The organism is Coriobacteriia bacterium (assembly GCA_034370385.1).
GTDB lineage: Bacteria > Actinomycetota > Coriobacteriia > Anaerosomatales > PHET01 > JAXMKZ01.
In genome coordinates this window covers 1-23688 of the sequence record JAXMKZ010000019.1, presented here as the reverse complement: position 1 = coordinate 23688, position 23688 = coordinate 1, and the positions used below count along the sequence as shown (strand labels likewise).

Annotated in this window: 8 protein-coding genes; all 8 read right to left on the bottom strand. The window is 65.8% G+C overall.

Features of this window, described 5'->3' with window-relative positions; genetic code table 11:
* Window positions 1-18 precede the first annotated feature (18 nt).
* The gene (gene ccsA / locus U1E26_04455; GenBank protein MDZ4168893.1) at window positions 19-888 is read right to left on the bottom strand and encodes a cytochrome c biogenesis protein CcsA; all 870 of its coding nucleotides are present in this window, start codon (window positions 886-888) and stop codon (window positions 19-21) included.
* Window positions 885-2285 (bottom strand): cytochrome c biogenesis protein ResB, encoded by a 1401-nt coding sequence (locus U1E26_04450; GenBank protein MDZ4168892.1) that lies wholly within the window; start codon window positions 2283-2285, stop codon window positions 885-887. The genes ccsA and U1E26_04450 overlap by 4 nt, the downstream gene beginning before the upstream one ends.
* A complete protein-coding gene (locus tag U1E26_04445) occupies window positions 2282-2821 on the bottom strand; it encodes a hypothetical protein (protein MDZ4168891.1) in 540 nt (179 codons plus the stop codon). Before U1E26_04445 ends, U1E26_04450 begins: the two co-directional genes overlap by 4 nt.
* Window positions 2822-2977: 156 nt before the next feature.
* Window positions 2978-12841, bottom strand: coding sequence for a cytochrome c3 family protein (locus U1E26_04440; GenBank protein ID MDZ4168890.1), 9864 nt, complete (start codon window positions 12839-12841; stop codon window positions 2978-2980).
* A gap of 572 nt (window positions 12842-13413) precedes the next feature.
* Window positions 13414-21810 (bottom strand): hypothetical protein, encoded by an 8397-nt coding sequence (locus U1E26_04435; protein MDZ4168889.1) that lies wholly within the window; start codon window positions 21808-21810, stop codon window positions 13414-13416.
* 277 nt (window positions 21811-22087) lie between these two features.
* Window positions 22088-22672 carry a hypothetical protein gene (locus tag U1E26_04430; protein MDZ4168888.1) on the bottom strand — a complete coding sequence of 195 codons (585 nt, stop codon included), beginning with the start codon at window positions 22670-22672 and terminating at the stop codon, window positions 22088-22090.
* A 136-nt stretch (window positions 22673-22808) separates the two neighbouring features.
* Window positions 22809-23270 (bottom strand): type II toxin-antitoxin system MqsA family antitoxin, encoded by a 462-nt coding sequence (locus U1E26_04425; GenBank protein ID MDZ4168887.1) that lies wholly within the window; start codon window positions 23268-23270, stop codon window positions 22809-22811.
* Between the two features lie 198 nt (window positions 23271-23468).
* The coding region (locus U1E26_04420) for a type II toxin-antitoxin system MqsA family antitoxin (protein MDZ4168886.1) at window positions 23469-23688 on the bottom strand (220 nt) is incomplete at its 5' end.

Below are 23688 nucleotides of genomic sequence, written 5' to 3'. Positions count from 1 at the left end.
CCGCGCAATCGTACAAGGCTAGCACGGCGTCCTGACGCTCGGACCGACGTCCCACGTGTAGAGGTATGCACCATGAATCGAGTCGTAGACCAGGGGGACGCCAAGCAAGGAGAACACGATGACCGGCAGCGAGATGACCGCGACCCAAGCTGCTCGCCGACCCTTCCATCCCAGCGTCAGGCGCAGATGCAGGTAGATGGCATACACAGCCCAGGCGATGAGAGACCAGATCTCGATGGCATCCCAACCCCAGTAGCGCCCCCAGGCCTCGTTCGCCCAGATCGCGCCCGAGGCGATCATGACGCCCTGGAAGACGAATCCGGCTCCCACGAACCGATAGGTGAGGTCGTCGATGACCGGCTGCGAGGGCAGGCGTTCGAGCAAGCTGGCGAGGCGGCCACCATCGCGTCCGTAGTCGCGCATCAGAAAAGCCGCGGAGAGGGCGAATGCTGCCACATACGCCCCGTAGGCGAGGTTCGCGAAGATGACGTGGATGATGAGCCACAGGCTGGCGAGCGCACCGGTCACGGCCTCAGCCTCACGCGACACGAGCATCGAGCCACCCAAGATGAGCATCGCAACCGGCATGACAACCACGCCGACAGGCAGGAATCCCGGGTAGCGCCAGACGAGCCACACGAGAAACGCCACCGTCAGAAACGCCATGAGCGAGGCGACCTCGTAGAAGCCCAGATAGGGACCGTGTCCGACCCGCACCCACCGCGCTCCTATCGCGATGGCGTGCGCGATAAGCCCTGCCTGTGCCGCATGCAGCGCCACGCGCTCGAAGCGCTCGTTTCCAAACGTAACCGCGATCACGAAGCCCACGGTGGACGCCGCGTACAGGAACAGCGCAATCCAGACACAAGCGGTCTCTACGGCGATCATGCGTCTCCCTCCGGCGAGCTGAGCGACTGAAGCGCATCGCGCGCGGTCGCGTTGAACAGCGGGTCGACCCGCTTCGCGAGCACCACGACATCGGCGACCAACTCACCGTCGCCGGTAGTGCGGTGTACGGCGACAAGAGCCCTGGGTTGCACAAGGAGCGCAACCGCTGCGCCCAGTGCCGCGATAACGAAGAACACGTACACGAACGGAATGGTCGGGTCATGGACCACAAGCAGCCTGACGTATCGCGTGACGTCAACGACACGCAGCGAGAGTTCAGCATCGGGAAACGCTACGACATCCCCGGCCCGCATCACCTTGACGGGTGCCGTGGCCGAGCCCGGCACGCTCACCTCGACCCGAGGGTCGGCGGGCACATCGGCAACGAACTCGTCGCCCGCCGGATCGAGCGGAACAGCGAAACGAATGCGCGCGATGCCGGACTCCGGCGGCATGCCTTCCTCGATGCCCAGCCGTCCCGTGCCCCCGGTCGATGCGATGTCGATCAGGAAGTTGCGGCGACCGATCTCGGCGCCACTCGTCGACTCAAGCGCCGCGACGACGGCCAGCCCCCACTGCTCACGATGGACGTACAGACCCCCGTGTACGAGCGGGCTGTTGGGGAAGACGAGCCCCTGAGCGACGACGCTCTGTCCCTCAGACAGTCGGACCAGCGGTGTGTGTCCGAGATCGACGCCGTCTTCCACTGACCCGATAGCCATCTCGGGTACCGAGATGGTGTAGCCGCTGGCAGGCTCGGCAGGCCCCAGCGGACCGCGATCGATGCGTCCATAGGAGCCCACGCCGTCCGTCACAGAGTGCCCGACCGGTATCCCGACGACACCTTCCCACTTGACCGCCTGACCCACCGCCGCTACGACGAACAGGCCCACGAGCGCCCAGTGGAACACCGGACTGCCCCACGCCGCCCAGAGCCGACGCGTGCCGCGCAGCCCATCCTCATCTGCGACCACCCGCAGCTTCAGTTCACGGGCGACCGACGCCACGCGATCCATGGCGAGGTGTCCGTCGGCGGATGCCACCGTGAACTGCGGTGACGCCTCCACTCTGCGCGCCAGCGGCGCGGGGATAGCGCGCGTGAGTGCGACGAGCCTCGCGGTGGAAGCCGTCCGATCCCCTGCACACACGGCAGTCGACAGGAGAAGAACGGCGGCGGGAAGCACGAACAGGGGCGACCAATACGCGTTGTCGAGGCCGAGCATGCTCACCAGGCCGCCCAGAACGGGGCGCGCCGCCAACCAGACATCAACCTCGGCGTCGGTGAGGGCCCCGCGCTGCGGTACGACCGTCAACACGGCGACGTAGGCGACAAGGTATGCCATGAGCCCCGCAGCAAGCCGCGGAGAGCGCAGGCGGCCAAGAATCTGGCGAATCACTCCGCCTCCGGTGACACCGGTTCGTCGAGCAGTTTCGCCCTTACCTTGTCTACGAGCCAACGTCCGTCGTCTTGCCGCACCACGGTGTACGTTATCTCGTACGACGCCTCAAGGGGCGCCGTGAGATAGCTCTGCTTCTGAGGATCGATGTAGCGATACAGCCAGTACTCCGATCCAGCGAGCGTGACGGTGCCTTCGCTGCTGGGCTTCACCCGTTCATAGTCGGAGCGCTGCAAGTGCTGCTCGATCGCCCGGCCTTCCATGAGGTTGTACTGCACATAGGAGTCGACCCGCACCTCCTCGTTGGGGGTGAAGGTCCGTGTGGCGACATCTGAGTCGAGCACACGGTACGCGTAGCCTATCCAGTCGGCGTAGCTGCGTACCGCCGCTTCCGGGTTCGTGAGGATCGGCTCGGAAGGCACGACGGGCGGAATCGCAGCGTCGCTGACCGTTACACCAGGGTCGCTTGAGCAGCCGGTAAGGAGTGCTAGGGCGAGCGTGACGGTGAAGGTCAGTATCAGTAGTCGCACAGTCACGGGCCCTCCATCAGATCGCTGCATCGAGCCTCTCTTCCGCAGAATGCATCGCCAGCGTAACGCATCAGCCCCTGCACACGTCGCGTGCGATAGCGGGGCCCGGCCGCCTCACGGTGACCGGGCCCCCTTCTGCTTGGTCAGGACTACCGTGCGGACCTAGGGCACCGTGTCCGCGCCACTGTGGCTTCTGCAACCCGTCGAGGCGCAGTTGCCGCTACTGTTGAATGTGGCTGAGGCGTTTCCGCCCGTACCCGCGGTCCAGCCACGGAGAGATGATCCGGTTGCCGTGCCCGGGTTGATGACGTAGGGCGTGCCGGCATCACGGGTGTAGTTCACAAGCAGCTTCGGGCGCTTCCATGCGTGCGGGATAGCGACGTGACACGCGATACACCTGTTCGTCCTGCCGCTCCCGACGTGTCCGCTGTTGCTGCGATGCGCGGAGGCGGTCGCAGTGCCCAGGTTGATGTCGTGGCACCTGTTACAGATGAGCGTGTTGTTCACGATCAGGTTGTTGGTCTGGTCGACCCAACGGGTCGTGAAGCCGTCAAGCATGCTGATGTTGGTGGCCGCGCCCTGTGGACCCTCAAGGCTTGCGGTCGACTCGCCGTGGCAGTCCGAGCAGTGGACGTTCATCGTAGTGGTGAGCGCCGTCCCGCCCGCCTTCAGCGGAATCGCGGTGCCGGCCGTACCATCCGGTCCGACGATTGTCGCCCTGAGCAGACCTGCGGCGTTCGTTTGCCCAGGTGCGGCAGTGAAGTTGTTGAAGTTGAACTGCGTGCGTCCCGCACCGCTGGCCATGTACCACCTCGTAGCGTCCCACCAGCGCTGTTGCCCAGCTGTGCCGGAGTCTGGGTCGAACACGTTCGTGTAGGAGCCGGAACGGTGACCCGAGACGCTCGTCGTATTGCTGAACTCGGTCGCAACGTTCGCACCCCTGAGCGGCTGCCCCGTCCTCCATGAGGTCGAGACGCCGGCGTGCCCAAGGCTCGCCATGCCGGCGGTGCCCGTGTGGCACTGGCCGCATGTCAGCGTTCTGCTCGCGATGGGCGTGCTGGCGTCGTTCGCCAGATTCTTGATTGTCGTGTTGGCAGACGCATGGCAGGTGGCGCACGTCATGATGCCGTCGGAGGCCATGCCGGGAGCGCGGTACGGACGCGGCTCGGTCTCACTCAGACCCACACCGTGGTTCCAGTGCAGGTTCTTCGAGTGGCACGTGCCCACGCACGAGTCGAACGAGAAGCCCGTGAGCAGTACCTCCGTGCGCGTTCCGCCTACGGACAGGTCGTGGACGGTGTTGTGGTGGTTGACGGAGGTGTGGCAGTCCTGGCACTCGCCCCGTGTCGGGAAGCCCTGGTTGTGGCAGGCTCCGGTCGCACCAGTGGCGCAGCCGCCTTCCATCGTGCCTGAGAACGTGCGGTTCGAACCGTTCATCTCGAGAGTGTCGACACGACCGTACTCGCCGGTGGTGTTGAACGTACCGCGGAAGCGGATCCACACGTTGCTGGACCTGGGCACGTTGAGCCACGGGGTCTGAGTCCACGTGAGGGCGTCGGTGTTCCGTCTCCAGAGCTCGGTGTAGGGACCGGCGGCCGACACCGTGGAGTACTCGGCGACCAAGAAGTCACTGGTGTCGCCGACGTTGACCTGGTACCAGAAGCGGAACAGTCCGCCGCCGCTGTAGTTCTGGGTGTTGAACGCCGCCGTCCGGTAGAAGTTGTACTCGGTACGCGTGGTGTTCACGCCGATCTGCGGTGCGGCACCGGTACCGCCCTGTGCGGAGCCGGTCTGGTTGGTGACGTAGGTCGCGTCAGAGCGCGTCCACGTGCCGGGCCACGTCGTGGTGGTGCCGAAGGTCTCCGTTCCCAGCACGGTACCCGGCGTGTAGGTCATGCCTGCGCCCGTGCTGTCGCCCCAGTTGTGCTTCTGCGTCAGGTCGTACGGGTCGACGAGCGCAGTGCCGTCGATCGCGGGCTTGTACTGGTGGCAGCCCAGTATGCAGGTGTCGCTGGTCTTGGAGGCCCTGTGACCGAACTGAGGATGCCCGACCGCCCAGTTCGGGTGACAGGTGTCGCACTGAGCACCGATGCCCGCAAGCTTCGGCGTCGAGGCTGTCAGGCTCAGGTCGCCGGGGTCCGGAGCCCCATGGACATCGACGCGACCTGTGTTGAGGTGACAGACGTCGCACGGATCGGTGGGGGTGCTGGCGGCGTACTCGCGCTCGCCAGCCCATATCTGGAACGTGTTGTTGCGGGCCGCACCCGTGGTCGTGCCGCGGTTGCTGCTTATGTAGAGGTCGACGACCTGGGTCCCGGAGTACGCGGTGGTGTCCAGATAGTTCAGTGCGACGCCGGCCGGATCGGTTCCACCTTGGCTGTAGTCCCACCAGCGCTGGACAGAGGTCGTACTGTAGCTGCCGCTCGCGATCACGGCAGCGCCGATCTGAACACGGAAGCTCAGGGTCCGCGCCGTCGAGTCCGCGCAGTACAGGTTGAGCCGGACACGCATCTTGTCGATCTCATCGAGGTTGAGCGTCAGGCTCTTGACCTTGTAGAAGGTGCCAGCCGTCGTTCCACCCTGGACCGTCGAGAGGTTCTCGCGGGTGGGGTTCGTCGGCCACACGTAGTTGCCGGTGAACGCACCCGGAATCTCGTACTTGTCGTGCTCGGCGATGATGTTGGCCGAGTGGCAGTCACCGAAGCTGCACGTGAACCCGCTCACATCGGCCGTGTGCAGTGTCTCAAGGTTTCCGCGCGCCACCGAGGCGTCGAACACGTCGTTGATGATCGTCGCGGTACCCGCGCCCTTCCACACGTACAGGCGTACGGGCTGGTTACCGGTCAGACCCGCTACCGGGATGTTGCGGAACTCAAACTTCTTGCGGTTCGGGTCCATCGCCGTCGTATTCACCGTCTGCGTGTAGAACGGCGAGCCCAGCGTACCGATCTCGAGGCGCGCATTCGCGGTGACCGCGTTGTCAGTGGTGGCCAGGTCGAAGAACACGTCCGCTGTCGCCATGCCGGTGAAGTTGAGCGTGAGCGTCTTAGCCAGGTTGGTGTTCGACGTCGAGGTCGTCGTGTACGGCGTCTTGTTGTCGGTGTGACCGTAGTGGTCCACGTGGCACTGCGAGCAGTTCGCGGTCTTGGTGCCCTTGGGATCGAATACACGTGAGCCCGAGTCGTGGCACGTGTTGCAGCCCACGCCGCCGTTCGTGGCGTTGCGGTGAAGCTGGTCGGGACCGGACGGGCTCTCGGCGTCGATGCTCGGGGTCGTGTTGAACGTGCCGGTCCGCGTGTAGTCAGCACGGTAGGCCAGGTGGCAGCGGCCACAGTTCTTCCAGCTGTTCTCGTCGGTGGTCTGGTGCTTTGCGGCGTTGAAGCCGTGATTGCCGTCGAGGTAGCCGTTGTGGCAGCTGTTCGTACCACCGCATGAGCGAGCGGACACGGCCGTCGGCATCTGCGTGTTCAGCGCATGGCAGCCCGTGATCTGGCAGCCGTTCGGACGCTCCGAGTGGATGTCGCCCAGTTCAAGCGTGGTCATCGTCGGGTGACAGGCGGGGTCGCATGTGTTGCCCGCGATCGGCACGCCGAGGTGGTTGGTCGAGTAGCGCGAGTGCATGTTCGGGATCTTGACCGCCGATGCACCGGAGGTGTGGCAATCGGTGCACAAGTCAGACGTCCAGCCGACCTTGACCTGTGTCGGGGACACGTTGGTGGCGAGCGCCGAGTTGTGGCAGCTCGTGCACGTGTTCGTCCAGCCGGTCATCGCCGTCGGGTGAGAGTTCGTCAGGCCGGCCGAGTGGCAGTCGGCGCAGGTGTTCTTCGCCGCGGTGCCCACCGTTCCGGTCATGCCTGTCGCCACGTGCTTGGCATCGTTACCGTTGACCACGTCGCCGCGGCCTATGCGGTGGAAACCGCTTGCCGGGCTGTACAGATCCGAGGTGTGGCAACCGCTGGCCTGACCACAGCGCTTCTCGCCTGGTGCATAGCGGACGTTGGTCGCCGTGCCGATCATGGCACTCGTCCAAGAAGCCGCACCGGCGCGATCGTGGCAGCGCAGGCAGCTTGTGTGGATATTGGTGTTGATCGCATTGACGACGCCGACACGGCTAAGGTCCGTCCCGTTGTGACAGCCAACACCCGATGCGGCGCATCCGGCGTTCGCCTCGGTGCTGTGAGCAGTGACGTTCTCGTTGGCGTGAATGGCCAGTCCGCCGGTGTGGCAGGCAGCGCATGCGGATGTCGTGTCCTTTGCGCTCCAGCTGTTGCCGACCGCGGTGGTCGCAGCTGCATTGTTGTGGCAGTTGCGGCAGACGTTGGTCGCGTTCGTGCTCTTCGCCGAGGTGCTCAGGCTGTGCTCGAGCGTGAGGCTGGAGCCGCTGGTACGGATGTCGTGGCACGAGCCGCACGCGACGCTGAACTGCGTTGCGTTGGCCTGCGTGAGCGTGGTCGGCTGGTGCTTCGCCGCGTCACCGCCACCAAGCAGGTGCGTGTGCGTATCCATCGTGTAGGTGTTGTGGCAGGTGCCGCCCACGCCGCACGACTTCGGCGCTGACGTCATGACCTTGTTCACCGCGTCATGGCAGCCGGTGACCTGGCAGCCGTTGGTGAGCGTCTTGCCGTGGAGCACGGCGAGATCGTAGGTGGTGTGGCAGTTCGTGCCGCTGGCGCCGCACCCGAGCGGCGAGGTGCCGTCGTGGGTGCCCGCAGCGTAGCGTGAGTGCATGTTCGGGATCTTGACGGCTGAGGCTCCCGTGGTGTGGCAGTCGCCGCAATCGTCGGTGGTCCAGTTGCCCTTGACCTGGTTGGCGGCCACGCTGCCCGAGATGGTCGAGTTGTGGCAGCCCGTGCAGGTATTGGCCCAGCCCGTGAGCGCCGTGGCGTGCGCGGTGTTGAGCTGACCGCTGTGGCAGTTGGCGCAGGTGGCGCTCGCGACACCGGACGTCATCGTCCCGGTCATCACCGTGTCGGTGTGCTTGGCGTCGTTACCGTTGACCACGTCACCGCGGCCGATGCGGTGGAAGCCGCTCGCCGGGCTGTAGGACGCCGAGGTGTGGCAGCCGGTCGCCCCACCGCAGGTCTTCACGGTCGGGTTGTACGCCATGTTGCCAGCGGTACCGATCATCGCGGTCGACCAGCTGGCCGAACCGGTGCGCGAGTGGCACCGCAGGCAGCTGTTGTGGATGACGGTGTTGGCCGCGGTCGCGGTCGTGCCGACCGAGCTCAGATCGGCGCTGTTATGGCAGCCGATACCGGTTGAGGCGCAGCCGGCGTTTGCCGTGGTGTGGGCCGCCGAGTTCGCGTCGGCGTGGATTGCAAGCCCGCCGGTATGACACGCGGAGCAAGCGGACGTCGTGTCCTTCGCGCTCCAGCTGTTGCCGACGGCCGTGGTAGCGGCCGCGTTGTTGTGGCAGTTCATGCAGACGTTCGTGGGGTTCGTGCTCTTCGCAGAGGTGCTGAGCGAGTGCTCGAGCGTGAGCGAAGAGTTGCTGTTGCGGATGTCGTGGCAGGAGCCGCACGCGGTTCCGTAGTAGGTGGTGGCGTTGGCCTGCGTCAGCGCGGTCGGCTGATGCTTCGCAGCGTCTCCGTTGTGGAGGTGCGAGTTCTTCGTGTACGCGGTGTGGCATGCGCCACCGGTGCCGCACGACTTGAGCGTCGGCAGAGCCGCCTGCGTCGTGTAGACGTGGCAACCAGTCAGGTTGCAGCCGCCCGCGGCGTCCTTGTGAAGCGCGTGCAGGTCCGTGGAGTTGTGGCAGTTGATGCCCGTCGACCCGCAGGTCGTGGTGACCTCCGCGACGACAGGCGCGTTGCCATGCTGGACCCTTGAGGCGCCCAGCACGCCGACGGCGTGGCAGTCCGCGCACGCATTGGTCGACCAGTTGGCCGTCTTGACCTGGGAGATCACGTTGATGTTGTACTCGTGGCACTCCTGGCAGGTGACGTAGGTGCCCTTGGTGGTCGATGAGAAGCCCGTACGGGCGGCGCCGTGAGCGTCCTTCAGGCTCAGGCTGTGGCAAGAGGAGCACGGGGCCCCGGCGGTGCCGCCGGCGGTGACGGTGGTCAGTCCCGATGTGGCCGTATGCAGCGCGCCGGGGTAGTGCCCCGCGGGCGTCAGGCCGGATAGGGGCATGTCGTCGACTGTCGGCCCGAAGGCGGTCGAATCGTGGCAGCGGACACAGTCCGTGCCCGAACCCGCGTCACGGAACGACTGGTTGAACGCTGCGTTTCCGTGGCAGATGTCCGTCGCGGTGCAGCCTGCGGTCCTGGTCGAATGGAACTCGTCCACGCCGTTACGCGTGCCGATGGTGCCGTGGCAGCCGGCGCCGGAACCGGCACAACCGGACTCGCCGCCGACGGTCTCGCTCGTAGTCTGCGTGTAGTCGCTCACCGCGGTGTAGCCGTGGGCAGATGCCGCCCCGTGGTTGTCGTGGGTCTTGTCCTGGTGACAGCCTGTTCCCCCGCTACCGCAGGTCTTAGATGCAGACTGCATCTCCTTGTTGACGGCGTCGTGGCAACCCGCAGCGTCGCAGCCGGCTGTCGAACCGTTGCTCGTCACGGAGTTGTTGTGCAGGGCACGCAGGTCGCGCGTGTTGCCGTGACACGCAGCACTCCATGTGCAGCCAGACGCCTCTGCGCCCGTGTGGCCCGTGGTGTACTCCGTATGCTTCGCCGGGCCGTTTGGTGCGCCGTGGCACTCCTCACAGCTCTTGGCCGGCCAACCGGTCGTCTTGACGACGTTGACCGAGTTCACCGGCGTCGTGGAGTTGTGGCAGGAAAGACAAGTCGGTGCCGTCCAGCCCAGATTGCCGGTGATCGCCGGCGCGTGGGCAGCTTCGAGGCCCGCGCTGTGGCAGTCGGCGCAGGTGTTGGCGCCGCCCGCGTTGTAGGTGGCGTCGAGCACCGTCGTCATCGCAGCGGCCGTGTGCGTGGCCTCGTTACCGGTGATGCCAGCGCCGTGACTCGTGTTCGTGTAGCCGGTGTGGCAGCTTGTCGCGCCGCCACAGCCCTTCGCGGTCGGGCGATGAGCCTGGATGGCGTAGTTGTGGCAGCCGGTCAGGTTGCAGCCGGCGGCATCCTTATGCAGCGCGTGAAGGTCGGTTGAGTTGTGGCACCCAGAACCGGTCGACCCGCAGGTCGAGCCGACTTCGGCCACGGCGACAGGCGTCGCCGCGTGATCATGGGGCGAGGAGCTGAGTGCGCTGTGGCAGTCGGCGCAGGTGTTGTTCGTCCAGTTCGCGACGACCTGTGCGTAGCCGAACGAGCGCGTATCCCCGTGGCACTCACCGCACGCCAACGCAGAGCCGTACGGGCTACCCGCGATCGTGATGCTCGAGTGCTGATTCTTCAGGCCGTTCGAGGATCCGCCGACGGTCGGAGCGTGGCAGTTGGTGCAGGTAGCGCTCGCGCTACCGCCCGCGTTGATGGGGGTGGTCATGCCGACAGCGGTGTGTGTGGTTTCAGAGTAGTGCCCGCCGGATGCAGGCGCGGCGGTGAGGTTCGTCCGAGCGGCCGCGCCGGTGAAGCCTCCGGACGAGCGGTGGCACTCTTGGCAGTCGGTGGGCAGGATCCCGGTGAACGCGGCCTTGCTCGGGCTGTTGTGGCACGTCCCCCCGAAGCACGAGGCACCGGTCACCGGATGGTGGTCGTCACCGAAGTCGGCGGTAGAGTTCGCGCCGGCGTTGTGGCAACCGGTCTGGTTCGTGCAGCCGGTCTCGGTGGCGCCGTTGTAGTAGCTGACGGATGAGAACGAGTGGCTGAAGGTAGACGTATGAGACGACGTGTAACTGGCGTGACAACCGCTCGGTGACGTCGAGCCGCACGAGTTCGCGTAGTTCTTGGTAGGACGCCTGTCGAGTGTGTCGTGGCATCCGATGACGTTGCAGCCCTTGTCTGGCCGCGGCGTGCCGCCCTGGCTCGCAAGGTGAAGCTGCCACAGGTCGTTCGAGTTGTGGCAACCCGAGCCCGTTCCGGCACACCCGTTGTTGGCGACGAGGTGCGGCGTCATGGTGCTGTCGTGGCTCTGCTGGGCGCTGTAGTCATGGCAGTCGGCGCACTTGCGGCTGGTCCAACCGCTGCTGGCTACGGCGATCGAGTTGTACGCCGTGTCCATGTGGCAGCCGAGACCGCCGGCACCGCCGGTAGCGCACCCCACAGCGGGCGAGTCGGCGTGGGCCGGAATCAGCTGGCTACTGTGGCACAGGGCGCACTCGACGCCGCCGTCATCGGTACCGGCAGAAGCTTGGTATGCGCGCGTGAACGGCTTGCCGGTGTCGGAGGCGAGATGCGAACCGGCATCCTTGATCGCGTGGGTGTCAATGGCTGCGTAGCCGCCGGAGTGACATGAGGTCGGACCCTGCGAACACGTGCGGTTCGTCTCGAGCTTGGCGGGGGTGTGGCAGACCAGACACCCGTTGGTGTCCACCTTGCCGTTGCCCGGGATCGAGTTGTTGTGCACGGCGCGCAGGTCGGTGCCGTGGCAACCGGAGCACGCCGGGCTCTGGCCACTGGCGTTGGCCGCGTGTGACGGCACGACGAGGTTGTGCACAGGGCGGGCCACCGGAGACGACGAAACCGAGTGGCAGTAGGTGTTGAACTCAGGGTCGCTACACCCGTTCGCAACGTCATAGGTGCCCGTCCAAACCGTCGGATACGGCGTGCGAAGGGTAATGAGCGTGGCCTCGGTGCCGGGGTTGGAGTGCGGGTGGCACACGCTGCAGGAGTCCGGGAAGGTCCCGACATTCGCATTGGTCGGGCGGCGGTGCTCGAGGCGCATGGAGGACTGGTGGCACTGGTTACACGAGTAGGTGCCGTAGCCAGTGTTCCACGTGTTGCTGGCGCTGATGGTCTGGGTGAGGTCATGCGAGAAGGTGAGATCGACCGGATGCTCGCCGCCATGGCCGTCGTCGCCCTGGGGCGGGTGGCACGAGGCGCAGTCGGGGACTGCTGTATCGGTCACATCGCCGTAGATGGCGATATGGTCGACCGACACGAACGTGCCGCGCGACAAGGGCTCCTTCGTTCCGGTCACGCGCACGGTGACGGTATGCGTTCCCGGTCCGAGGTCAGCGCTCGTCCACAGAGGACGCTGGCGCTGCGTGGTGCCGTTGTACGCGGTGAAGGTCGCTACCGACGAGCCGTTGATGAGGACTTCGCCGACACCACGGTACTGGTCCTTCGTGCCGTAGATGCTCACGCGCTCCCCGCTGAATGTCCACGTGAGCTGGGCACCGGGAGCGTTGGAGTTGCGCTCGCGCTGCATCGTGTGGACGGTGCCGGTGAGGAAGCTCCACGTGCCCGATGCGGAGAGCGCCGGCGTGATGAAGCGGAGTTCAGCATTGGCGACCGAGTAGACATCCATATAGTCCGGGCTCGACGTGCGCACGGCATTCGTGTCGTGGCAGCCCACCGCACCGCAGGTCACGGGGTAGTCGGAAAGCATCGTGTCCTCGCCCTGCGCCGCCGTGACGCCGATCGAGACGTCGCCCACCCACGGGACGATCGGCGTGCTGGTGGGTACGTCGCCATGGTTGGCATGAGTGGCGTCGGGAGCGGGGGTCCCGTTGTGACACGCGGTACACGCCGCCGTGGCGTGGCAGCTGCCGCACTTGCTGTTCTCTGTTGAGACACCTGCTGGCCATCGGGGGTTGGAGTGGATGGCATGCAGGACGAACGAGGGCAAGAGCTTGGAGTCGGCGGAGGCGAACGCGCCAGCCGAATCGAGGTAGGTGGGAATGTGCGCTGCAAGCGATGCGCCCCAACCGGGGTGGCACATCGCTGAGCAGTTGCCGGTGGCGTAGTGATTCGGGTGTGTGCCTACCAACGAATCGAGGTGGCACTTCTGGCATGCGGTCTCTCGGTTCACGGGCCCGACCCTGAACCGGGCATCGTTAACCAGGGAGTCCTCACCGTGGCACAACGCGCACTCCGCGTTGGTATGGATTGCTGAGGCACCAAGCGGCACCACCAACGCCCACGCCATCGCAGCGGCCAGTACCGCCACCAGGACCCACGTCCGTCGAGACATACCTACCAACCCCACCTCGGTCCGGCAACCGATAGTCACACGCACGTACAGGACTTCGTTCGGTGTCGCCAAGCGCTGCCCAGCGCCGTGCGATACCCGCGCACCTATGCGCGAGGCGACCCCCGGATGGAGGCCTCCAATTGCAGTATCGGCAGGTTGCCGGGATTGTTCAAGATGAATTTTTAGGAATTGTAAGCCGCTGAACGATGATTATGTGACGAACGGCGGCCTACTTGGTGACGAAGGTCACACGGTACTACCGGTAGGGGTATTCGGCATCCCTTGAAGGCGCTACAGCTGCTGCGTCAACGTGCCCGCGCACGCGCACGTCACCGGAGCGAGAACGCACGTCCACAGATCAGCTGAAGTACTCCGAGTGGAGCGAGCCGCCCACCAACGACGTGAAGAACAGCGCGACGACGGCGATGACGAAGCTCGCGATGAGCAACGCGGCAGCCGCACGTCCCTTCAGGCCCCACGAGCGCCGGAGGTGCAGGTAGATGCGATAGCGGGACCCGGCCGCCTCACGGTGACCGGGCCCCCTCTTGCCTTGTCAGGACTACCGTGCGGACCTAGGGCACCGTGTCCGCGCCACTGTGGCTTCTGCAACCCGTCGAAGCGCAGTTGGCGGAGTTGTCAAACGTTGTCGACGCGAGGCCAGGGCTCTCCGGACTCCAGCCGCGGAGAGACGATCCGGTTGCAGTGCCCGGGTTGATGACGTAGGGCGTGCCAGCATCACGGTTGTAGTTCACAAGCAGCTTCGGTCGCTTCCACGCATGCGGGATAGCGACGTGACATGCGATACACCTGTGCGGTCGTCCGCTCCCGACGTGACCGTTGTTGCTGCGGTGCGCGGACCTCGTATTGGTACCAAGGTTGATGTCGTGGCACCTGTTGCAGATGAGGGTGTTCTCCACGATCAGGTTGTTGGGCTGAGTGACCCAGGGGAACGTGAAGTCGTCAAGCATCGCTATGCTGGTCGCGGCACCCTGCGGACCTTGCATGTTGCCGGTCGACTCCCCGTGGCAGTCAGAACAGTGGACGCTCATGGTCGTTGACAGAGCCGTGCCTCCGGCCTTGAGCGGAACCGCAGTGCCGGCAGTACCGTCGGGACCGACGACTGTGGCCCGCAGGAGCGCCTTCGCGTTTGTCTGACCGGGAGCAGCGGTGAAGTTGTCAAAGGTGAACACCGTGCCGATGGTGCCACCGATGTACCAGCGATTAGTATCCCAACGATACTGGTTCGTGGAAGGCATCGCCGTCGTGAACGGCGCCACGCGGTGACCCGAGACGCTCGTGGCGTTGCTGAACTCCGTCGCTAGGTTCGCACCCTTCAGCGGCTGCACCGGCCTCCACGAGGTCGAGACACCAGCATGCCCAAGGCTCGCCATGCCGGCGGAGCCCGTGTGGCACTGAGCGCACATGAGCGTCCCGCTCGCGATGGGCGTGCTGGCATCGTTGGAGAGGTTCCTGATGGTCGCGTTGGCTGATGCATGGCAGGTGGCGCACGTCATGATGCCGTCGGAGCCCATGCCGGGAGCGCGATACGGACGCGGGTCGGTCTCGGCAAGTCCCACACCGTGGTTCCAGTGCAGGTTCTTCGTGTGGCAGGTGCCCACGCAGGAGTCGAACGAGAAGCCGGTAGCCAGCGCTTGTGTGCGGGTGCCTCCCACCGACAGGTCGTGGATGGTGTCGTGGTGGTTGACGGCGGTGTGGCAGTCCTGGCACTCGCCGCGCGCCGGGTAACCCTGGTTGTGACAGGCCCCCGTCGAACCGGTGGCGCAGCCGCCTTCCATGGTGCCTGAGAACGAACGGTTCGAACCGGTCATCTCGAGGTCGTCGACACGACCGTACTCGCCGGCGGTGTTGAACGTACCGCGGAAGCGGATCCACACGTTGCTGGACCTGGGCACGTGGAGCCACGGGGTCTGAGTCCATGTGAGGGCGTCGGTGTCCCGTCTCCACAGCTCGGTGTAGGGACCGGCGGCGGATACCGTGGAGTACTCGGCGACCAAGAAGTCCTCTATGGTGCCGACGTTTACCTGGTACCAGAAGCGGAGCAGTCCGCCGCCGCTGTAGTTCTGGGTGTTGAACGCCGCGTTCCGATAGAAGTTGTACTCGGTACGCGTCGTGTTCACGCCGATCTGCGGTGCCGCACCGCTACGTGCGCTGCCCGTTTGGTTGGTGACGTAGGTCGCGTCAGAGCGCGTCCACGTGCCGGGCCACGTCGTGGTGGTGCCGAAGTTCTCGGTCCCAAGGACGGTACCCGGGGTGTAGGTCATGCCTGCGCCCGTGTTGTCGCCCCAGTCGTGCTTCTGTGTCAGATCGTACGGGTCGGCGAGCGCAGCGCCGTCGATCGCGGGCTTGTACTGGTGGCAGCCCAGTATGCAGGTGTCGCTGGCCTTGGAGGCCCTGTGGCCGAACTCAGGATGCCCGACCGCCCAGTCCGGGTGGCAGGTGTCGCACTGCGGACCGATACCGGTGAGCTTCGGCGTAGAGGGCGTCAGGTTCAGATCACCCGGCTGGGGAGCACCGTGATTGTCGATGCGACCCGTGTTGAGGTGGCACACGTCACAGGGGTCAGTAGGCGTGCTGGGCAGGTACTCACGCTCGCCGCTCCAGACCTGGAAGGTGCTGTTTTGTGCAGCGCCCCTGGTCGTGGCGGAGTCGGTCGCGATCCACAGCTCGATCGCCTGGAAGCCCGAGTAGCCGGTTGTATCGATGTAGTCCAGCGCGCCGCCGCTAGGATTGGTGCCCCCCTGGCGGTAGTCCCACCAGCGCTGAGTCTGGTTCCCGAAGTAGCTGCCGCTGGCGAGCACATTGGCACCGATACGCACCTCGAAGGATATGGTCCGGCTCCACCTGTCTCCGTGGTACAGGTTGAGACGCACGCCGATCTTGTCGATCTCGTCCAGATCCAGCGTCAGGCTCTTCACCTTGCGGGGCGCGGTCGAGACCGCTTGTACCGCCGAGAGGTTCTCGCGGGTCGGGTTGGCCGGCCAGACATAGCCACCGGTCCACGCTCCCGGGATCTCGTACTTGTCGTGCTCGGCGATGATGTTGGCCGAGTGGCAGTCACCGAAGCTGCAGGAGAACCCGCTGACGTCGGCGGTATGGATCGCTTCGTGGGTACTGCGGCTGACCGATGCATCGAAGACGTCGTTGATGATGGTCGCGGTACCCGCGCCCTTCCACACGTACAGGCGGATCTGCTGGTTGCCGGTGCGGCCGGCCGCGTTGATCCCACGGAACGAGAACTTCTTGCGGTTCGGATCCATCGACGTGGTGTTCACCGTCTGCGTGTAGAACGGCGTGCCCACCGGACCGATCTCGAGGCGCGCGTTCGCGGTGACTGCGTTGTCGGTCGTGGCGAGGTCGAAGAAGACATCCGCCGTCGCCATGCCGGTGAAGTCGAGCGTGATCGTCTTGGCCAGGTTGGTGTTCGACGTCGACGTCGTCGTGTACGGCGTTACGTTGACATCGTGGCTGTAGTGGTCCACGTGGCACTGCGAGCAGTTAGCGGTCTTCACGCCCTTCGGGTCGTAGACGCGCGAGGCGGGATCGTGACAGGTGCTGCAGCCCGTGCCACCGTTGGCGGCGTTGCGGTGCGCACGGTCAGGACCGGACGGTGTCTCGGCGTCGATGCTCAGATTGCCGTTGAAGGTACCGGTGCGTGTGTAATCGGCGCGGTAGCCGAGGTGGCAGCGGCCGCAGTTCTTCCAGCTGTTCTCGTCGGTCGTCGTATGAGACGCCGCGTTGAAGCCGTGGTTACCGTCGAGGTAGCCGTTGTGGCAGCTGTTGGTGCCACCGCAAGAACGCGCGGTGACGGCGGTGGGCATCTGCTTGTCAATGGCATGGCAGCCGGTGATTGCGCAACCCGCGGGTCGCGCGTCGTGGATGTCGCCCAGATCCAGTGTCGTGTAGCTGGGGTGACAGGCGGGGTCGCAGGTGTTGCCGGCCGCCGGGACACCGTTGTGGCTGGCCGTGCCGTACTTCGAGTGCATGTTGGGGATCTTGCTGGCCGAGGCACCGGTCGTGTGGCAGTCGGTGCACAGGTTGTTCGTCCAGCCGGCCTTGACCTGCGCCGGCGAGACGTTCGTCGCGAGGGTCGAGTTGTGGCAGCTGGTGCAGATGTTCGCCCAGCCGGTCATCGTCGTCGGGTGCGCGTTGGCGAGACCCGGTGAGTGGCAGGCAGCGCACGTGTTGTTGGCGCCCGAACCCACCGTGGTGGTCATGCTGGTCCCGGTGTGCTTCGCGTCGTTACCGTTCACCACGTCGCCACGACCGATGCGGTGGAACCCGCTGACCGGGCTGTACAGATCCGAGGTGTGGCAGCCGCTCGCCTGGCCGCAGCGCTTCTCGGTCGGGTTGTAGCGAAGGTTGGTCGCGGTGCCGATCATCGCGCTGGTCCACGTTGCGGAACCGGTGCGGTCGTGGCAACGCAGGCAGCTGGTGTGGATGTTGGTGTTGACGACGTTGGTCGGGCCCACACGACTGAGGTCGACGCCGTTGTGGCAGCCTACGCCGGTGCTGGCACATCCGGTGTTCGCCTGGGTGCTGTGAGCTGCGACGTTCTCGTTGGCGTGGATTGCCAGCCCGCCGGTGTGGCAGGCCGCGCATGCGGATGTCGTGTCCTTCGCGCTCCAGCTGTTGCCGACCGCGGTCGTCGACGCGGCGTTGTTGTGGCAGTTCAGGCACACGTTCGTGCCGTTCGTGCTCTTCGCCGAGGTCGCGAGCGTGTGCTCGAGCGTGAGGCTGGAGCCGCTGTTGCGGATGTCGTGGCACGAACCGCACGCGACGCCGAACTGTGTCGTATTGGCCTGCGTGAGCGTGGTCGGCTGGTGCTTCGCCGCGTCACCGCCACCAATCAGGTGCGTGTGCGTGTCCATCGTGTAGGTGCTGTGGCAGGTGCCGCCCACACCACACGACTTCGGCGCCGACGTCATGACCTTGTTCACCGCGTCATGGCAGCCGGCTACCTGGCAGCCGTTGGTGAGCGTCTTGCCGTGGAGCACGGCGAGATCGTAGGTGGTATGGCAGTTGGTGCCGCTGGCGCCGCACCCGAGCGGCGAGGTGCCGGAGTGGCTGGCCGTGCCGTACTTCGAGTGCATGTTCGGGATCTTGACGGCGGAGGCTCCCGCGGTGTGGCAGTCGCCGCAATCGTCGTTGGTCCAGTTCGCCTTGACCTGGTTGGCGGCCACGCTGCCCGAGATGGTCGAGTTGTGGCAGCCCGTGCAGGTGTTGGCCCAGCCCGTGAGCGCCGTGGCATGCGCGGTGTTGAGCTGGCCGCTGTGGCAGCTGGCGCAGGTGGCGCTCGCGACACCGGACGTGATCGTCCCGGTCATCACCGTGTCGGTGTGCTTCGCGTCGTTACCGTTGACCACGTCGCCGCGGCCGATGCGGTGGAAGCCGCTCGCCGTGCTGTACGACGCCGAGGTGTGGCATCCGGTCGCCCCGCCGCAGGTCTTCACGGTCGGGTTGTAGCGAAGGTTGGTCGCGGTACCGATCATCGCGGAAGACCAGCTGGCCGAGCCGGTGCGCGAGTGGCACCGCAGGCAGCTGTTGTGGATGACGGTGTTGGCTGCGGTCGCGGTCGTGCCGACCGAGCTCAGATCGGCGCTGTTGTGACAGCCGATACCCGTCGAGGCGCACCCGGCGTTTGCCGTGGTATGGGCCGCCGAGTTCGCGTCGGCGTGGATCGCAAGAGAGCCGGTGTGGCACGCGGAGCAGGCGGACGTCGAGTCCTTCGCGCTCCAGCTGTTGCCGACCGCGGTCGTCGACGCGGCGTTGTTGTGGCAGTTCAGGCACACGTTCGTGCCGTTCGTGCTCTTCGCAGAGGTGCTGAGCGAGTGCTCGAGCGTGAGCGAAGAGTTGCTGTTGCGGATGTCGTGGCATGAGCCGCACGGGGTTCCGTAGAAGGTGGTGACGTTGGCCTGCGTCAGCGCGGTCGGCTGATGCTTCGCCGCGTCTCCGTTGTGGAGGTGCGAGTTCTTCGTGTACGCGGTGTGGCATGCGCCGCCGGTGCCGCACGACTTGGCAGTCGGCTTGGCCGCCTGCAGCGTGTAGACGTGGCAACCGGTGAGGTCGCAGCCGGCGGCGTCATTGTGAAGCACGTGCAGGTCCGTGGAGTTGTGGCAGTTGATGCCCGTCGACCCGCACGTCGTGGTGACTTCGGCCACCGCCGGAGCCGTCGTTGCATGATCCAGCGGCGAGGAACCGCCCGGCAGGTGACAGGCCGCGCACGTGCGCGCGGGCCAGTCCGTATCCACCTGGGCGTAGCCGAAGGTGCGCGTATCGGCATGGCACTCGCCACAGGCAAGCGCGCTGCCGTACGGGCTGCCAGCGATGGTCAGGTTCGTGTGCTGGTTCGCAAGCCCGTTGCCGGTGCCGCCGATCGTGGCGCTGTGGCACTGCGAGCACGTCGCGCTGGCCGTGCCTCCCGCGGTCACCGCCGCCGTCATCCCACCGGCGGTGTGTGTGGTCTCGGAGTAGTGGCCGCCCGCCGCAGGGGACGCGGCCAGATTGGCGCGTGCGGGCGCCCCGGCGAACGCCGAGGCCGTGTGGCATTCCTGGCAGTCGGTGGGAAGCAGACCCGAGAAGCCGGGCTTGCTCGCACTCTGGTGGCACGCGCTCTGGAAGCAGCCTGCGTCCGGATGGTGGACGACGCCGAAGTCAGCGGTGGAGCCGACGCCGGCATTGTGGCAGCCCGTGCGGTTGGTGCAGCCCGAGTTGGTGGCGGTGCTGTAGTAGCTCGCCGTGGAGAATGCGTGCTGGAAGTTGGTCGCGTGCGTCATCGTGTACGACGTGTGGCATCCGGTGGACGTGGAGCCGCACGGGTTGGCCGGGTTCACGGACGGGCGCGAATCGAGCGTGTCGTGGCATCCGATGTTGGCACAGCTCTCGCCCTCAGCCGGTCCGCCGTTCTGGGCGCGCAGGTGGATCTGCCACAGGTCGCTTGACGAGTGACAGTACGTCCCCGACCCCGCGCACCCGTTTGGTGCGGACAGATGTGCCGTGGCGGTCGAGTCGTGCGTCCTGGCTGGACCGTACTCGTGGCAGTCGGCGCACTTGCGCGACGCCCAGCCGCTCGATGCCGTGCCGACGGATCCCAGCCGCGTGTCAAGGTGGCAGCCGACCCCGCCCGCGCCACCGGTCGCGCAACTCACGGCCGGCGCATCTGAGTGGGCGAAGAACAGGTGGCTGCTGTGGCACTCGGCGCACTCGCGGCCACCGTCATCGAGCCCGGCCACCGTCTGATACGCGCGGGTGAACGGCTTGCCGGCCTCAGAGGCGACGTGCGAAGACGCGCTGGCGATGGAGTGGTCGGCCATCGCGTTGAAGGTGCTCGGGTGGCAGCCGGAGGCGGTGCACGCGGTTGCGGACGCGTGCGACGTCGTGCTGTGGCATGCGAGACAGCCGTTCGTCTCGACGAAGCCGTTGCCGGGCACCGAGTTCGCGTGCGCCGCACGCATGTCGACACCGTGGCAGCCCGTGCATGCACGGCTCTCGCCCACCGGCGCGATCTCGTGCTTGGAGACGGTGTACAGGTGGCGCTGGCGGCCCGAGGCAAGCGAGTGGCATTCGCCGAAATCGCAGCTGGACGCGAGCGGGTACGTGCCCGTCCACGAAGTGCCGGCGTAGTCGGTGTGGCAGATGACGCACGATGACGAGGCCGTCACGCCCGATGACGTCGGGCGCCGGTGCTCGGTGATGAGCGGCGCGACGTGACACTTGTCGCACGAGTAGGAGCCATAGCCGGTGTTCCACAGGTTAGTGGCGCTGATGGTCTGGCTGACCTCATGCGAGAAGCCGGGGCCCCCTGAGCCATAGTGTGAATCCTCGCCTTGAGCGGCGTGACACGAGACGCATTGCGGCACCGCGGTGCCACCGACGACCGGGTCGAAGGCGATGTGGTCGAAGGATATCCACGTGCCGCGCGAGAGCGGGTTCTTCGTGCCGGTGGGCCGGATGGTTATCGTGTGCTCACCCAGGGGAAGCGTCGCGCTCGTCCAGACGGGGACCTGGCGCTTCGTGATCGCGCGGAACTGGTCGAAGGTTCCCTGGGAGACACCGTTGATGAGAACCTCACCGATGCCGCGATACGAGTCAGCCGTTCCCACGACGGTCACTCGCTGGCCGGTGAAGCGAATCGTCACCGAGGCAGCGGTCGAATTTGAGTGGATCTCACGCATGAGCGAGAGCGTGGTCTGCGACAGGTAGCTCCACGAGCCGACCTTGGTGAGCGCACCGATGCTCGAGACGTAGTTCTTGTCGGGATAGGCCGGGTGGTCATAGCAGTCTATCTGGAGCGGCGCGCTCTGCGAGCGGCCCTCGATGTCGTGGCATCCTCCAGCGCCGCACCGCACCTCGCTGTCCGTGACCAGCGTGTCGTCTGCCTGCCCGGAGATGACGCCCGGGGAGACGTCGCCGACCCACGGCGTGATGGGTGTGGTCGTGGGCTCCGTGCCGTGCACGCCGTGCGAGTTGTCGATGACCGGGGTGCCGTTGTGGCAAGCGGTGCACGCCGCCGTGGCGTGGCAGCTGCCGCACTTGCTGAACTCGTACCTGATGTCAGAGGCCCACCGCGGGGTGGCGTGGATCTGATGAAGGGCGTCGGAGGACATGTTGGGCGATTCCCACGACGCAAACGCGCCGGCCGGAGTCAGGACCGACGGCACCCGGGCCGCAAGCGAGCTGCCCCACCCGCGGTGACACACGGAGCTGCAGTTGCCGCCCGCGTAGTGGTTAGGGTGCGTGTTCACGAGGCTGTCGAGGTGGCACTTGCGGCACGCGGTGTCTTTGTCGACAGCACCCACGTCGAATACCGCGTTGTCCATGATCGACCCGGCACCGTGACAGACCGCGCACTCAGCGTTAGAGCGCGCAGCGGACGCTGCCATCGGTACTGCGACAATCAGGATTGACGCGAGCGCGAGCACCGCCCCCGCAGTGCAGACTCTCTTCCGCATAACAAACCCCACCTTTTCCAGCCCCTCATGACGACCGCCCGGCAGCAGTCGCACCGTGAGCTGAATCTAACTATATCATCGGCTGAAGGGGGTCCGTACTTGACAGGTGAGTATAAAGAAGCCTCATTAAACCTTACTAACTGTCATTCAGAATGGCGCAAGTTTTCTTTATGGTTAAGAAATGGCCCCCGGGGTATCCGAGGGCCAGCCGAAGGCGCGATGGTACGGTCGATTGCGCCGCGGGGACGGCGGCTCCCCTGCAGGGACGGGCGAGGGGCTACTTCGGCGTGTCGCCGATGGGCGTGGCTTCGACCTTGTGCACAAGCCACCCCTTGTCTTGGACGTTGACCACGGTATACGTGGTGTCGTAGGTGGCCTCGTGGCGCGGCGTCGAGTAGGTTCCGTCGCCGGTGCTGATGTAGCGGTACACCCACTCTTCGCGTGCCGACACCGTGGCGGTGTCACCCTTGGTCTCGACGGCGCGGGGCTCGAACTTCAGCAAGCGCTGGTCGATGGCGCGGCTTTCCTGGCGGTTCAGTTCGACGTACGAATTGACCCGCACCTCTTCCCACTCGTCGAACGCGTGCGTGGCGACGTCGGAGTTGAGAACGCGGTACGCGAAGGTGATCCACAGCAGGTACGAGAAGACGGCCGTCTCGGGGTTGCGCAGCATAGGTGGTGGGGGCTCGACCGGTGCCGGCGGTTCTTTGTCCGGGAACTCGCCGGGCGTGAGCTCCTCGCTGCGCGCCGCGGAATCCGTGCCCGGGTCGGCGCTGCGCGGCTCACAGGCAATCAGCAGCGATGCGATCAACAGAAACGCCAGCACAAGAGCGATGGCCCGGACGTGCTTTCTGGCGATCATACGGACCCTTCCGAGAGTCTCATGCCACGGGGCGTGGAGGTTAGCTACCAGTGTACTCGGTGAACCCGGCAACGCTGACGGCACTCCACCAAGACTTCACACGCCGCGCCAACGCGATGGGCGGGTCAGGGCTGAGTCACTCTGCCCCGCGAGCGCGCCCGTACGGCCCGCGGCCCTCGGCGGCGATGAAGCCGGTCTCGGCGACGAGCTCGGGATGCGCGGCGAGGAGCCGGAGGAGGACATCGCAGGGCTTGCCCTGTGCGTACATTCCACGTTCCCAGCGCCCCACGCTCTTGGGCCCCACGCCAAGAAGCCGCTCCAAATCACGCTGTGTCAGGCCGAGCGCGAGCCTGATCTCGCGGACTTCCGCACCCGTCAGCAGCTGCTGATCCAGCCGAACCGTGTCCGCAGCAGTCTGCAGCATCTGGTCGAGTTGAGCTGCGGCAAAGAACTCCTCGCCGCACGCCTCACACCGATCGTGCATAAACCCGGTCACCGTCACCGCATGTTCAGGCGTCTCAACTTCTACCGCCGCATCCGTTCTCACGACTGCCGCCCTCCCACACACGGGGCAGTTGGTCTCTATGGATAGGGCCACGGCAATCGCCTCCTAATGGGCTTGCCCATCGACGGCGGAAGGCGTCCCTCACGACCCCAAGGTCATAGTGCGGTACTGACTTCTCTTGTTGTTCTGCCTCGGACATACCGACCCCCTCACGCTGATTGCGAGAGGGGGCCCGCAACGAAATGGTATTGCACGTACCTTTTCGGTGTCAAGCGCAGGTCGCGAGGCGCTCTACTCCTCGCCTACCTTGCGCCCATACGGCCCGCGGCCCTCGGCGGCGATGAAGCCGGTCTCGGCGACGAGTTCGGGGTGCGCGGCGAGGAGCCGGAGCAGCGTGTCGGCGGTGCGGTTCTGGCGCACGAGCCCCGACTCCCAGCGGCCGACGGCCTTCGTGGTGACTCCCAGCAAGCGTGCGAGATCCGACTGCGTGAGCGCAAGCGCTAGCCGGGCC

What these genes read in the sequence shown, in the direction of transcription:
- U1E26_04430 (MDZ4168888.1), bottom strand. Translation starts at nt 22,672, where the DNA reads ATGATCGCCAGAAAGCACGTCCGGGCCATCGCTCTTGTGCTGGCGTTT.
- U1E26_04435 (MDZ4168889.1), bottom strand. Translation starts at nt 21,810, where the DNA reads ATGCGGAAGAGAGTCTGCACTGCGGGGGCGGTGCTCGCGCTCGCGTCA.
- ccsA (MDZ4168893.1), bottom strand. Translation starts at nt 888, where the DNA reads ATGATCGCCGTAGAGACCGCTTGTGTCTGGATTGCGCTGTTCCTGTAC.
- U1E26_04440 (MDZ4168890.1), bottom strand. Translation starts at nt 12,841, where the DNA reads ATGTCTCGACGGACGTGGGTCCTGGTGGCGGTACTGGCCGCTGCGATG.